The organism is Synechococcus sp. R6-10 (assembly GCF_047461815.1).
Taxonomy (GTDB): domain Bacteria; phylum Cyanobacteriota; class Cyanobacteriia; order Thermostichales; family Thermostichaceae; genus Thermostichus.
Window position 1 is genome coordinate 1 of sequence record NZ_JANSHW010000419.1, and the last position, 816, is coordinate 816.

The window sequence follows — 816 nt, forward strand, 5'->3', positions numbered from 1 at the left end:
TTGGCTTCACCGACGATCAGGTTCGTCCCTACAACTTCAACCCCGGCCCCTTTTTGGCGGATCCCAGCTCAGCTCAGCAAGGCTATCTGACATCCGAGCCTTTTGCCATCCAACGGGAAGGGGGATTTGAGCCGGTGGTCTTCCTCCTGGCGGATTTGGGCTACAAACCCTATGCCACCACCATCGAAACCCGTCGCCAACTGGTGGAAACCAAGCCCGACTTGGTGGAGCGATTCGTGGATGCCTCTATCAAAGGCTGGTACAGCTTCTTGGAGGATCCCCGTCCGGCCTATCGCTTGATCAAGCAGGACAACCCGGAGATGACCGATGCCCAGTTGGCCTACAGCTTCGAGAAATTGCAGGAGTACGGCATCATCTTGTCCGGCGATGCGCTGGAAAAAGGCATTGGCGCCATGACCGACAAACGCTGGCAAGACTTCTTCGACAGCATGACGGTGGCCGGCGTATTTGAGCCAACCATCAACTACCGGGCTGCCTATACGCTGGACTTCGTCAATAAAGGCACTGCCTACTACACTGCCTGACGGACTTCCACCCTTGGCGCTTCTCAGCCCAAGGGATCCCCCCTCGCCCCCAGCCCCTCTTCCACCAAGGGAGAGGGGAACTATAGTCATTTCAAACTAGATTGAGACACCCCCTAAACGCTCCGCGCCACTGCCCTCACCCCCATTCCTTCTCTCAGAGGGAGAAGGGGGCTAGAGGGAAATGTTTCATTCCGGTTTAATTGAGAATGCCAGAACACTGCGTGATCACCTCCCCCAACACCGCCAGCAACACCGGCACCCCCAGACGGAT

1 protein-coding gene is annotated in these 816 nt (G+C 57.0%); it reads left to right on the forward strand.

Features of this window, described 5'->3' with window-relative positions; translation table 11 throughout:
* Window positions 1-545 (forward strand): ABC transporter substrate-binding protein (locus NW837_RS11520; RefSeq protein WP_414331648.1); only part of this gene is annotated, 545 nt, incomplete at its 5' end.
* Window positions 546-816 lie beyond the last annotated feature (271 nt).